The 13,588-nt window shown below is 39.4% G+C and carries 15 protein-coding genes; 8 read left to right on the top strand and 7 right to left on the bottom strand.

Annotation, left to right across the window (positions count from 1 at the left end):
* Positions 1–15: 15 nt before the first annotated feature.
* The 7 genes from map to E4N65_RS11605 form a co-directional block, all read right to left on the bottom strand.
* Positions 16–780, bottom strand: a complete 765-nt coding sequence (map, locus tag E4N65_RS11635) for a type I methionyl aminopeptidase (RefSeq protein WP_044014443.1) — start codon at positions 778–780, stop codon at positions 16–18.
* 80 nt (positions 781–860) lie between these two features.
* Positions 861–1,781 (bottom strand): J domain-containing protein, encoded by a 921-nt coding sequence (locus E4N65_RS11630; protein ID WP_052185484.1) that lies wholly within the window; start codon positions 1,779–1,781, stop codon positions 861–863.
* The gene (locus E4N65_RS11625; RefSeq protein WP_044017075.1) at positions 1,750–2,160 is read right to left on the bottom strand and encodes a hypothetical protein; all 411 of its coding nucleotides are present in this window, start codon (positions 2,158–2,160) and stop codon (positions 1,750–1,752) included. Before E4N65_RS11625 ends, E4N65_RS11630 begins: the two co-directional genes overlap by 32 nt.
* 104 nt (positions 2,161–2,264) lie before the next feature.
* Complete coding sequence (locus E4N65_RS11620; protein WP_044014444.1) at positions 2,265–2,804, bottom strand: flavin reductase family protein; 540 nt, start codon at positions 2,802–2,804, stop codon at positions 2,265–2,267.
* 32 nt (positions 2,805–2,836) lie between these two features.
* Positions 2,837–3,733: a DUF368 domain-containing protein gene (locus E4N65_RS11615; RefSeq protein WP_253673348.1), complete on the bottom strand. Its 897-nt coding sequence runs from the start codon at positions 3,731–3,733 to the stop codon at positions 2,837–2,839.
* A 57-nt stretch (positions 3,734–3,790) separates the two neighbouring features.
* Positions 3,791–4,750: a GGDEF domain-containing protein gene (locus E4N65_RS11610; RefSeq protein ID WP_044014447.1), complete on the bottom strand. Its 960-nt coding sequence runs from the start codon at positions 4,748–4,750 to the stop codon at positions 3,791–3,793.
* Positions 4,750–5,739 carry a GGDEF domain-containing protein gene (locus tag E4N65_RS11605; protein WP_235619790.1) on the bottom strand — a complete coding sequence of 330 codons (990 nt, stop codon included), beginning with the start codon at positions 5,737–5,739 and terminating at the stop codon, positions 4,750–4,752. The genes E4N65_RS11610 and E4N65_RS11605 overlap by 1 nt, the downstream gene beginning before the upstream one ends.
* 261 nt (positions 5,740–6,000) lie before the next feature.
* On the opposite strand from E4N65_RS11605, the gene E4N65_RS11600 reads away from it, so the two are divergent.
* The 8 genes from E4N65_RS11600 to E4N65_RS11565 all read left to right on the top strand — a co-directional run bounded on the left by E4N65_RS11600 (position 6,001) and on the right by E4N65_RS11565 (position 13,571).
* Positions 6,001–7,614, top strand: a complete 1,614-nt coding sequence (locus E4N65_RS11600; RefSeq protein WP_253673346.1) for a Na+/H+ antiporter NhaC family protein — start codon at positions 6,001–6,003, stop codon at positions 7,612–7,614.
* 386 nt (positions 7,615–8,000) lie between these two features.
* Positions 8,001–8,135: a hypothetical protein gene (locus E4N65_RS12200; RefSeq protein WP_255347335.1), complete on the top strand. Its 135-nt coding sequence runs from the start codon at positions 8,001–8,003 to the stop codon at positions 8,133–8,135.
* An 88-nt stretch (positions 8,136–8,223) separates the two neighbouring features.
* Complete coding sequence (locus E4N65_RS11590; RefSeq protein WP_253673344.1) at positions 8,224–9,381, top strand: hypothetical protein; 1,158 nt, start codon at positions 8,224–8,226, stop codon at positions 9,379–9,381.
* Between the two features lie 204 nt (positions 9,382–9,585).
* Entirely contained in the window at positions 9,586–10,479 is an 894-nt protein-coding gene (locus tag E4N65_RS11585) for a HindIII family type II restriction endonuclease (RefSeq protein ID WP_253673342.1), read from the top strand.
* A complete protein-coding gene (locus E4N65_RS11580; protein ID WP_002687479.1) occupies positions 10,466–11,383 on the top strand; it encodes a DNA-methyltransferase in 918 nt (305 codons plus the stop codon). Before E4N65_RS11585 ends, E4N65_RS11580 begins: the two co-directional genes overlap by 14 nt.
* 48 nt (positions 11,384–11,431) lie before the next feature.
* A complete protein-coding gene (locus E4N65_RS11575; RefSeq protein WP_253673340.1) occupies positions 11,432–12,379 on the top strand; it encodes a hypothetical protein in 948 nt (315 codons plus the stop codon).
* 107 nt (positions 12,380–12,486) lie between these two features.
* Entirely contained in the window at positions 12,487–12,945 is a 459-nt protein-coding gene (locus E4N65_RS11570; protein ID WP_044017081.1) for a GNAT family N-acetyltransferase, read from the top strand.
* A 173-nt stretch (positions 12,946–13,118) separates the two neighbouring features.
* On the top strand, positions 13,119–13,571 hold the full coding sequence (locus tag E4N65_RS11565) for a hypothetical protein (RefSeq protein ID WP_044017083.1): 453 nt from the start codon (positions 13,119–13,121) through the stop codon (positions 13,569–13,571).
* Positions 13,572–13,588 lie beyond the last annotated feature (17 nt).

The raw sequence follows: 13,588 nt of genomic DNA, 5'->3' as shown, positions 1-13,588 counted from the left end.
ATGCGCCGCGTTTACTTACACTTCACCGGGGGCAAGTTGGGTTAAAATTTCGGTGTGGTCTTCAAAGATGGCAACCGTGTGCTCCATGTGGCAGGAACAGGACTTATCGGCGCTGACAACCGTCCATCCGTCGGCGCGGGTTTTAACATCCGCCGTACCGAGGTTAATCATCGGTTCAATCGCAATCACCATGCCGGGTACCAACCGAGGATTTGGCCCGCCGCGCTCCGGTACGTTCGGAATATTCGGTTCTTCATGTACTTTAAGCCCGACCCCATGGCCGCAGTATTCATATACAACGCCGTATTTATACTGCCGTGCCAAATCGTACACCGCGCGGGATATTGCATTTACACGCTTTCCCGCCTGACAAGCGGCGATACCCGCATAGAGACAATCGGTAGTAACCTTTAAGAGCTGGGCTCGTTCAGGGCTTACCTTCCCGACCGGTACCGTTACGCAGGAATCGCTGATGTATCCGTTGAGGTCAATACCGATATCCAGCGATACGAGGTCTCCTTCCTGTACGATTTTCTTTTTGCTGGGAATGCCGTGAATAACTTCTTCGTTGATGGAGATACAGGCTGCCCCCGGAAAATCTTCTGCATACCATGCGGGAATACCGCCGATGCTCTTAATGTACTCAACACAAAAGTCATCCAGCGCTTTAGTGGTTACGCCCGGCTGTACACGAGGAGTCAGCTCTTTAAAGAGCCGCGCCAATGCCTTACAGGATAGGCGGATACCGTCTATCTGTTCCTTTGTCTTAATCCGTATCATATATTCCTTACCTTTTGCGCAGCCTTATCGTCTTAGGAGGATACACCGGTTATCTTGTGTTAAGGATATCCGGCACACCGTTAACGCCAAAGCTGCTGCTGATAGTTTTTTTTCAACTTCGTTATACCGCGGATACGGGGATTCATACGCACGGACGCCGCCGCGCATCCGTCACCGGTGCTAAAATCACCCATCCGGTAATAAATTTCCGCCATCTTTTTTAATATCTCTGCATTATCCGCTTTACTCAACCCAAAATCCAGCGCGGCTTCGCAGCAATCGAGCAGTAAATCATCGGCAAGAGTATAGATGAGTTTCTCGCGGATAAGCTTGCGGGCTAAGATAAGCACTTCGGGGAAAAAATGGCGGAAATATGCCTGCTTCTGCTCTTCGCGGATAATCCGGTCAAGCAGCAAAAAAGACTCATAATAATGATCGCGGAAATACAATTCCTCTGCAAGAACAAAACCGCAATCCATAAAATCTCCCCTGCTAAAGTAATGGCGGAGCGAAAACGAAGGCTGTACTGACCGGAGCCGTAAAAACTCCTGTACCGCTTCGTCTTCTGCATTATGGAAAAGGTCAAAAAAAATCAGCGTAGCTCTGCTTTCAGGATCCGCCCGTTCTTTTAACCATGTGCGGTAATCAAAACTTTCACCTTTTTTGGCTGTCTTATTATAGAAAAAATCAAACTCCGCCCGACGTTTTACATCAAGCAATGCTTCATAGGCGCGGATAAGCCGCATCAGCGCCTGCTCATTTGCTTTTTTACCGCCGGTATTCCGAATATTATGCGGAATATCGGGATGCAATTCTTTAGCTTTTTTTCTAAATGCCCGTTTGATTTCTGGGGTCGAAGCAGAAGGAGAAATATCTAAAATCTTATAATAATCTTCTATTTCTAGAACTTGATGAGCTGATCGATTTCTGCATCCTTCTTCGCTATCCTGCTGTCCGCTTTCCGCCTTACTACCCAATATTTGCCCCCGCACGGCGAGCATCCGCAGCATTCCGCAATGTATCGAAGTAGTCAATCATAAAACCGCAGCTTTCCAATGCATTCATCACATTCCGGGTAAATTTATCCGAAAACAAGCCGCGGCTTACGGTCAGAACGCAGCCTTTACAGCCTTCTTTTAGGCCGTGTTCTTTTAGGATAGTTACAACAGCAGAATCGGGTTTGGAGGTAAAAAGCGGTTTTTCGGCGCAGAAAACGGCAACATACCCATACATATTAAGCCGATCGGTATCGGTCAGTGCATATCCATCCAAAATATGGAACTCATCGCACCGACTATGAGCTCCCTCTTTTAAGGCTTCCAGAAAAAGCTTGGTTTGAGCTGTTTTCCCTTTATCAAAATATACCAATACTGCTGTCATAAGCGATATAATAAAAAAAATAAATCTCTTGTGCAAGCAACCTTCATTATCCTGCGATTTTTATCTACTTTGCCAGACATGATTGCTTATCGTATATCAGTGTTCTAGTTGCTGCGAAGGTAGGCATCGCGGATTTCACAGAAATAGACGTAGTGAAAATCTTTCTTGGGATAACAGTCGATAATAACCTGCGGATCTAAAAACAAATCCATATCGAATTGACTTCGATAGAGTTTCCGGCATGATATGGTAAGCTTCGCTTCCTCAAATCCGATAACGGTATTGTCATGGAATACCGGCGTAAGCCCTGCACGAGCAGCCTTGTCTTCATCTCTTCCCGAAACAGTGCCGCAAATTTTAAGGGCTTCGCACATTTTTTCATCGGCAGTATCCAAAAAGGACACGCTCAAGTAATCTTCTTCTTCGGCAAATACCGCAGTATGCCGCTGCGGTCTGATAAACAAAGCAACCATCGGCCGGTTCCATAAATGCCCCATCAATGCCCACGATGCGGTCATAGTATTCCACTCGCCGCGCTCCGTTCCATGTCCGGCACTGACCAATACCCCGTGCTCCGCTAACGCAGAAAAAGGTTTAATTACCTTGTCTACTAATTCAGGTGTTACTTGTAAAGATTCAAACATACATTCCTCCCACTCAAAAAGATATACGGTTATTACTCATCGGTGACATCTTCTTTCTGTTCCATTGCTTCCCCTCTTTTAGAAAAGAATGAGACGGTTATATAACCGATAAGAAATACCGTTCCGGAAACAAGCCGCATCATAAAAGGCTGACAACTGGTACTCGAATAGAGATAAAGTATCGAACCCGCAACCAAGCCGAGAATAAAAGCATACATCGGTGCAGGAAAGCGTTCCAGCAATACGGCAATCAGCCGTGCTCCGACAACGAGCCCTGCACCAACGCCAAGCGCAATAGGTATAAGCAATAGCATATTAAAATCCGCGACCGCTTGCAGCACTGTCGGGTATACGCCGAGAATCAACAACACAAATGAGCCGGAAATACCCGGAATCAGCATCGCAACCGCAGCCAAAGCTCCCATTAGCGCTAATTTAACCGCAAACGGCAGCGAAAAAACAGTAACAACGGCAGCTGCCTGTACACCGCGGCGCTGTAAGAAAAACATTCCCAGCATCAGCGCAAAACCGACCGCTCCGCAGCATAGCGTTCCATACAGCCATCCGGATTTTAGGGAACCATTCTCTGCAACTGCCGCAGCAGGAATACCGGCACGAGTTTTTCGGAACAAAAACGGAATGCTCCCCGCCACAACCCCAATAAAAAAGGCACTGGTCTGCGCCGGATACGCGCGATATAGCAGCGTAATCACCTTTGCAAACAGCACAATTCCCGCACCGATTCCCAGTGCAAGGCTCAGTATATCCTGCCACGATTCCTTTATCCGTTTAAAATTAAGCGAACTCAATATGATTAGTTTATCGTAGACATTGCAAATCACCGCAATCGTGCCGCCGGAAACACCGGGCACAACATTGGCAATGCCGATAAATATTCCGATGCAGAAAAGTTTTAGAAGGGAAATCATACCGTATAAACCTTATATTTTTTCATATTGATACCACAGCAGCACATTTCTACTACACTAAGCCGTACATACACGGTTCCGGCCTTGTTCTTTTGCACAGTACAATGCTTCATCGGAATGCTTGAGTATATCTTGCACATTATCGTTATGGGCGCAGGGGACTAAACCGATTGAACAGGAAACAGCCAGCTCAGGATGCTCGTTAAATCTGATGGCGTTTACTCCCTCGCAGACATTTCGGCAGAGCGTTTCGGCACGTTCAAAATTTCCCCCGACGATAAAACAGAACTCATCGCCGCCGTACCGTATCAGTGTATCCTGATGGTCAAAGGTTTTCTTAAATACATCGGTAATTGCAAGTAAAATGTTGTCGCAGAATACACTTCCGTAGGTCTTATTCAAAGTGCCGAAACGGTCAACATCCACCATTGCAAAACTGGCGCCGGTGGTTTCAGTGTTCCGGCGGATAAGGTTTCCGATATTGTCATCCAGATAACGGCGGTTAAAGAGCCCTGTAAAGGGATCAGTAATAGCACGCTTTTTGGCTTCGTCACCCCACTGGATAACCTGCGTCAAAAAGCTGTTTGTCCGCAAGAGGCGGGAAACCGTACTCGACAGCATTTGCTGTAAGATGGAAACGGCAATAACAGGATCGTTTACAATAATCTGAGAAAAGTCACGTGCTTTGAGCATAAAACAGGAGGTGTTTTCCACCGCCGTACAAGAAGCTGAACGGGCTGTTTGCTCCAACAGCGACATTTCACCAAAAAAATCACCGGAACGCAGCCGTCCCAGTTCGATGTTTTCTTCTCCCGATTTTACCGAAATCGATATACACCCCTGCGCTATAATAAAAAGCTCCGAACCGATTTCGCCCTCATATACGAGGGTCTGACCTGCTTCCACCTCACAATAAAAGAGGGAGGAAAGAACAACTGCCATTTGATTGGGGGTTAAGCGTGAAAAAATAGATGTTTTGCGCAAAACTTCAAGCCACCGCTGTTTTACTTCGAGCATTATATATCCTCCGGAAATAAAATCATCGAACCGCCGCGTTGTCTGCCTATGAGCGGTATACCGGAACATCGCGTTACAATATCGGTATAAATTTTACCGTGCTGGGGGAAAAGAACAACACCGAGGCTCATACTTAAAAAGATTTTCTCCCCGTTAAAAATATGAGAAAGATCCAATGTTTCCAGCTCATTTTTAATTTTCTCTGCAAATGCTCGCGCAGAGTCCTTATCGGTATACACATGGGTAAGAACCGCAAATTCATTCCCTTCGTAACGCACTAAAACGGTATTTTCCGAAAAAGCTTTTTTTAGATGGCCGGCAATAAAGATAAGCGCAGTATCACCTGCTTCATGCCCGAAACTGTCGTTGATCTGCTTAAAGTTGTCCGGTTTCATCATAATGAGCGCAAAAGGTTCTTTGCAAAATTCTGCAAAAGATTCTTCTAAATATGTACGGTTAAAGAGACCTGAAAGCTTATCGCTATAGACCTGATTCCTCAGTTCGCGTACAACCGGCGAATTCTCTTTAATGAGCATATTAGCGGCTCTGGTACGTTGAGAGGTAAAAATCAACAATGATTGAAAGAGATGAGCAAGTATCCGCGGATTATCGTGGAATAAGGCTTCGAGCGGAACCCCATCTTTGGGAAATTCCAAAACACGGGCTTGTTTGTGTGCTATTGCATACGCATCATGCGGTTTACCGGTAAGCAAGGTGATTTCACCGAATAATTCCCCGGCAACAAATTCAGCCAATGCGGTCTTTTTATCGGGAGAAAGCACTTCCGCACTGCCGTTCAGCAACAGATAAACCTTCGATCCGTTCTCTTCGGGGGTGAATATTATGCTGCCGTCCTCAAACTCATTTGCCTGACAATGCATCATAATTTCGTCTAATTCTTCATCAGTCCACCCTGAAAAGAAAGAAGTCTTTTGTAAAAAAGTTTTTGCTTGAAGAGCCAAGTCCGCTGATAATGGTATTTCTTGCATACCCTGTACTATATCACAAAACGAACAGGGAGTCATTAATAAAGCACGCAATTTTTTTATTGTAACTACGTTTTCCAATTTATCGGTATGGATTATAACCTTATTTCCGTACCTGAAGCGTCATGCCCCCCCTACTGTACAGATATCAAATATATGTTACAATGCGTTTACAGATATTTCTAAAACCGTGGGAAGTTCTTTGGAGATTTTCTTTTCTTTAACTTATCTTAAACCCTGATAAAAAAGGAGCATTATATCTTTATGGATCACTTTGGAATGTGGGGCATCATACCGCCCGTTTTAACTATCGCGCTTGCTTTCATCACAAAAGACGTTATCGTTTCGCTTTTTTTGGGGATTTTATCCGGTTGTATTATTGTTGCCGGCGGAAATCCTGCTGCGGCGCTTATGAGACTAACGGATCTACTCGCCGGTTCCTTAGCTGACGGCTGGAATATCCGCATCTTCCTATTTTGCGGATTGCTTGGGGCACTGGTCGGTATGCTATCAAAAACGGGAGCAGCCCAGGCGTTTGGATTGTGGATGTCTAAAAAACTGAAAAACAAAACTGCTTCTCAGTTTGCAACGTTTATATTCGGTCTAATCGTTTTTATAGACGACTATTTTAACTCTTTAACCGTTGGAACGGTGATGCGCCCGATAAATGATCAGCATAAAGTACCGCGCGCAAAGCTTGCGTATATTCTGGATTCCACCGCAGCCCCTGTGTGCATTTTAGCGCCTGTTTCAAGCTGGGTTGTTACCGTTATGTCCATCGTGAGAAATTCCGAAGGATTCGGTAAACTCGGCATGAGCGATTTTGAATTTTTTATCCGCGCTATTCCGTACAACCTTTACGCGCTGACGACGATTCTGATGATTCTTGTCATCATCTTTTTTAAATCGGATTTCGGTGCAATGAAAAAATCCGAGGACTTAGCAAGAACATCCGGTCTCCTCTGGAACGAAGAGCTCTACGGCGTTATCTCCGGTGATATTCCCGAAGAGCAGACGACCCGAGCAAAGCCGATCGATATGCTGCTGCCCATTTTGCTTCTTATTGTTTTTGCCATTGCCTTTTTTCCTGCCGTTTCGTGGATTAACGCTATAGACGGCACGACAATTACCAATATATCGCAAGCAGCCGCATCGATGAATCTCCGCGACGCTTTCATTAATACCGATTCATCCTATGCGCTTTTTTATGCCATTATCTTTACCTTAGCCGTTACATACCTTTACTATCTTGCACGCCGCCTTATGAATCTAAAAGAAGCCAGTGAAGCTGTCCGCGACGGTATAAAATCTATGGTTCCCGCCCTCATTATTTTGACGATGGCGTGGTCAATCGGAACGGTTATACGCTCATCTCCTGCAGACGGCGGTTTAGGGCTGGGGCGCTATCTTTCTGAGCTGGTTGTGAGCAGTTCCTTCCCGCTGTGGATACTTCCCGCCATTGTCTTTGCGTTATCAGCGGTTATTGCATTTGCAACCGGCACGAGCTGGGGTACGTTCGGTATTATGATTCCGATTATTATGCCGATCGCCGTCGGATTGACGGAAAACGCCGGATTAGCGCAAAACGCCGCGTTTAATGCCGTCTTTATTTGTATTTCAGCTGTTCTCGGAGGAGCCGTCTTCGGCGACCATGCATCCCCGATTTCAGACACAACGATTTTATCTTCCACCGGAGCAGCCTGCCCGCATCTGGAGCATGTCGCAACACAAATGCCCTATGCGCTTTTTGTCGCAACGTGTTCGTTAGTAGGATTTATCACCGGCGGAATCTTTATGAACATTCTTTCCGCATGGCTCGCCGTTTTAGTGGTATTTATCGGTGGCATGATTCTTCTACCTAAGATAACGAAAGCATAAAGCAGCAAGCAATATGCCGGACTAAGCTTGGGGATGGCTATAACTACTTCCCCAAGCTCGCCGATGGAAAAATCAACACACCTCGATGCAACGTGCCGGGGTATGGCTCCCTCCTTACAAATAAAGAAACCGGCAAGCAGGGGCAGCGTCACATTGTTCCTGTGATTATTCAGTCTTCCCTGCACAAAGCCGTTTTAAAATCCGATATCGTAAAGATCAATGTACTGTCACATATCATGCTTTTTACTGTTTATTTGCAATGTACTTATTGGAAGCCTTGTTCCATTTAATGAAGATAGGCCTAATCTGTCTGTCAATGAGTTGTTTCGGCGAATATTATGGTAGAAAGATGTTGTTGTTTTAATCCCCAATAGTTTAGATTGCAAATGGGGCGTTCCCATGATATTATGAGGAAAGGTCGAAAAGGTGTTGAACGGACGCTTCGCGCCCGTTCAACGGGGCGGCGGAATCTCCGCCTGTCGTCCGGCGCACAGCGCCGTCCAACACGCGGATTAAGCTGACGGCGAAGCTCAAAAGTCTAAAGACTTTCTCGCTTCTTGCAGCTTATCCGCCGCCCCGTTAGGTTGATAGCACTGGAGATATAAATATATGAATCTTTTTACATCAGAAATTGAGCAATTAAACTTTGATACAGAGAAAGAGAAAAAATATAATTCATATTTAGGACGTTGTAGTAATAAATGTATAATACAAGATTGCGAAAATAAAGCAATTTATTCACATGTTATTTCTGAAAAGCGGTATTTAATGAATATAAGTAGAGGTGGGCATTTAATTGGTATTGTATCAAAAAGGAAAAAAAATCAAAAATATCTTAGTATCGAATCAATTGGAATTCAAAAGGCTTCTGGGTTTTCAGGTTTTTGCAAAAATCATGATTCTGAATATTACAATATTGATTGCAATGGCTTAAATACTTATTATGATTTATTGTTTCAATTTAAAAGAGTTTTATATAAACACCTTTATTATCATAATTATTATAAGGAATATGAAAATGATTTTGCCACTATCTGGTTGACTAAGTTTGTAAATTTAATTTCAAAAAAATTAAATATTTGCATAAACAAACTTACACATTTATATAAAGAAGAAGCAAGTCGCAAATTTAAAAAATATCATGAAATTGAAAACTATATCAAAGTTGAAATAGAAAATATAAATATGTTAATTGATTCTATTTCGAAATCAAAAAAACTTGATGATGAATCAGTTTTGTCTCATGAGGATATCTGTTTTTATATAATAAGAAAAAGATGGGCGATAAAGCTACCTTGTGCACTTGATGCTGGGTATTACTATTATTTAAATGATGTTTTACTTGCATTTCATTTTTGTATACTTCCTGAAAATGATAGAACAGAAATATTGATGATTTTACCTAAAAATGATCCTGCAGATATTAATAAAAAAATTGTAAAGCAAATGGAAGATGATTTGGGTATATTAAATTTCTGTGAGGCTCTATTAATGAGTTCAGAAAATTGGTATATTTCACCAGAAGTATTTGATACTTTTTCTGATAAAAAAATAAAATTTATGAAGGATGATTTATATTTTATTAACGAAAGAACGTTTTACAATGAATATGATATGTCTATTTTTGATTCAATAAGACATGATATAATTAAACTTTATGATAAGTCAGTTGTTCAAAATGAAAGAAATAAACTAATTAATTTTCCTAAACGAGCTTCTTCTGAAGATCGAATGACTAAATTTAAGGAAAAAATATTTTCTACCTAACACCCGCTTCAACGCTGACATTTGTTTTGTCACGAAAGTTGCTTAAAGTGCCTATACGGCACCGCAACTTTCGCGCCAACTTTGCCGCCGCTTTGCGCGTCAGCAAAGGCACAAATGCAGGTTAAGCGGCAGTTAGACGTATTATATAGTAATACTTAATATGCCTCTTAAATAAAAGTAAAAAGTGTTTTATAATCAGAAAATATGAAATTTAATGAGTTATGTAGTCTTATTAATGACTTAGCAACAACGATGACATTTCAAGAAGCAGGTAATCAACTTGAAAAAGTAATATTTAACTGCTCGAAGAAAGATTTTATGCCGCTTATTACAGAAATCGGAACAATTCCTGAATGTATAGGACACGATTCAACAGAAGAAAAATTGTATTCAAAAGTTTCGGATATAATACTTGCGAAGTGTTTCCATGAGCTTGGACTTAAAGCCATCGTATTACAAGAACGCAGTAATAGCGCCGATATAGAAGCAAAGAGCATCTATCATGATTATTCACTTGTAGGGGACGCAAAATCATTTCGATTGAGCCGAACTGCAAAAAATCAAAAAGACTTTAAAGTTGAATCAATGGATCATTGGCGAGGTGATCACGATTATTCAGTGTTGGTATGTCCGTATTTTCAATATCCTAAGACAGTAAGCCAAATCTATGAACAAGCATTAAATAATAATGTTTCATTATTTTCATGGGAATATTTTTCTATCCTTTTGCAAAATAATATGAAAGAAACAGAAAAAATCAATCTTTCTATTTTATGGAATCAAAGCTCAGTCATAAGCGGAGATACATCTGTTGCCGATAAAAATAATTGTTTTTTTATTCCGCAAAATAAAAACATTTGTAATTTTATGCATATTTCAGACGATACTTTTGAAGCTCATTTATCTTTATTTAAACAATCAATGATAGAACGTGGTGAAGCTGAAATAGATTTCTGGAAACGGAAAATTGAAGAGATACAAACATACTCCAGAGAAAAAGCAATAAATGAGTTGATTGTGTCCTTAAAGCTCAATGAAAAAATTGCAGCTATTACAAAGTTTACAGATTCCTTGAGGAAAGATTATGGATATAAATAAGATTTATAAAGGAGATTCAATCCAGCTCATAAAAAATATTCCTGATAATTCGATACACTTGATTTTAAGTGATATTCCATACGGTATTAGTTTTGATGATTGGGATGTACTTCATAATAATACAAATAGTGCTTTGCTCGGGTGCAGCCCTGCACAAGAAAAATGTGGTGCTGTTTTTAAGAAAAGAGGTAAGCCTTTAAACGGCTGGTCCGAAGAAGATAGGCAAATAGGTAAACAATACTATGAATGGGTTTTAGAATGGGCTGGAGAATGGCTGAGAGTTTTAAAACCTGGAGCAAGTACCTTTGTCTTTGCCGGCAGGAGATTAAGCCCACGTTGTATATGTGCTTTTGAAGATTCAGGATTTACGTTTAAAGATATGATAGCCTGGAATAAGGGGAAAGCTGCTCATCGTGCTCAACGCTTAAGTGTTGTATATGAGCGGCGTGCAGATATGTTTTCTGCTGAAAAGTGGGCTGGGTGGAAACTTGGAAATTTGCGCCCTGTTTTTGAACCTATTTTATGGTTTCAAAAACCTTATAAGGTTGGAGGAACACTTGCAGATAATATGCTGGACTATGAGGTTGGTGCATATAATGAGCATATTTTTAAAAACTATGGATTAGAACCGAATAACAATATTTTCATGGAGTCAACTATTTCGGACACAGGGTTGCACCCAACACAAAAGCCGTTAAATCTCATGAAACTCCTTATAGAACTCACAACAAGTGAAAATCACATCGTTCTTGATCCCTTTTGCGGCAGCGGTACAACCTTAGTGGCTGCAACTCTATTAAACCGCCTCTATATCGGTATGGAGCAAGATGAAACATTTTATAATACCTCAATTAAACGGCTTGAGGAAGTTGCAAAAGAACGGCAAATGACATTATTTACTTAAAAACGTCTAACACCCGCTTAAGCAGTACATAGTAAAAAGGTGATATTTATGTCAGAATTGGATAAGCAAATAAAAGCCATTGAAGATAATATCGAGACCATTAAATCTAGCTCTTTACCTAATGGAACTAAGAGTGATATTCTTGATACATTAACAAAACTACAAATAGAAATAAAAGAGATTGAACCTTTATATGATAATATCGATTCTTTAAAGAAACTTCTCATTGAACCAACGAATAAACAGATTGCTGAATCATATAGACATTTTGACGCAAATAGTAAAAAATCAGAAAGAAAAAATAATATTTTTTTTATTATCAGCTTTATCTTTGGATTATTAGGAATTGCATTAACTATATTGCCTATAATTCAAACTGGATTGCAACAAACCATAACATATTCGTATAATGATTTGGATCAAATATTTTATGATTTTGATTGGATCAGAAATATTAAATACAACTATCAAAAATCACTATCAGTAAAATCTATAGGTTTTGAACTAACTTCACAAAAACTCGATCAGCTATTGAAACTTGAAATAATAATTTCCAATGATTATTTAAGTGCTATCAAAGATGTTTCAAAGGAAGATCAATTAATAATTACAAAACAAATTGAAACGCTTCTTTCATCGTATTTTGGAGAAAGTGTAGAGATAACACTAATTAAATATGACAATTCTTATAATGGATATGAGTTCTTATTTTCTGTTGATAAGAAGTATCTTGACATTATTGAAATAAATCAAAAGAAAAATGATATATGTGCAATTGTAATAAGAGGTAATATTGATTCTTTTCATAAAGTATCATATAAAAATATTAATTTTGGAAAACAAAAAGAAAAATTTATTTCAGATGTTTGTGCCTTTGTTTATTTACTTACTGGTACTAAATATTGTATACATTTAGAAAGTACGATTGCTCCGAAATATATTCGTGGCTTCTATGACGTGTATAGTCAAGCTATAATACTAGTTGAAATAAAATAAAAAACGCCTAACACCTGCTTCAACCTGACATTGCCTTTACGGCAATGCAGGTTAAGCGTTAGTTAGATGGATGCCTTACGGCGCTAAGGAAAAAGATGATAAAGAGTATGATTGAAGAATCAAAAGATGCAGATAAGATTGCTAAACTTAATGAATCTGTTCAGAATCTGCATTATGAGAGATATCCAGAATATTTCAAGCCATATTCATATGACTCTGTTTTACAGTATGTGAAGGAACAATTGTCAAAAGATAATTATCATGCATATATTATTGGCGATCAGAATAATGAGTATGGATATGTTTTATTCTTTGAACAAAATTACATGGAGAATCCATTTAGGAAAGCTTATAAAGGTATTCAAATTGAACACATATGTATTAAAAAAGAATACAGAAATCTAGGTTATGGGAATAAGTTAATGAATTCACTACAAGAATATGCGAATAAAATAGGGGCAACGCAAATAGAGTTATCATATTGGGAATTAAATACAGAAGCAGAACGATTCTATAAAAATGCCGGCTATAAACGAAACATCAGTTTTGTTGTAAAGAAATTATAGTAGGTTGGTTTTTCTGGTAGAAGAGGAATAATATATTGGTAATTATGTTATTAATTTTAATTGTTACATTTTGCTGTGCAATTATCTCATATATTAAGATTAAAAATGATACTGAGAATCATAATATAAGAATAATTAATAAAATATTATTCATAATTTCAGGAAATATATTTATGTTTATTATAGCAATGGTTATTTCTTGTATATTATGGGAAATGTATATTCATATACAAACTATTACTGAATTGGATTCAAATGCTTCACTTTATTTATTTATAGTTACACTTTGTATTCTATTGATTCGAGGAAGAAATTTACCTGGGTATTATTTTAAACGATTTCTGATGAATATATTTACAAAAGAAGAGTCAGAAATAATTACAAGCTGCGCAACTTCAATTTTTTGTTCTACTATAAAATTATTGATCTATCTAGTAGGATTTATATCTGCTCTAATCCTAAATACTATAACATTAAAAAAAGGCATTATAATTTCAGAAGAGATTAAGGATATAGCTGATATTATCAATTATGCAATAATAACTATTATCGCTTTCGATACATCAATTGAAACAATAATTTGTCAAAAAGGGAAAATAATAAAAGAATGGAAAAAGGAAATCTAACACCCGCTTCAACCTGA

The organism is Treponema sp. OMZ 855, assembly GCF_024181145.1.
Lineage (GTDB): Bacteria > Spirochaetota > Spirochaetia > Treponematales > Treponemataceae > Treponema.
The sequence above is the reverse complement of the archived record's forward strand: the minus strand, read 5'-3'. Positions and strand labels throughout refer to the sequence as shown.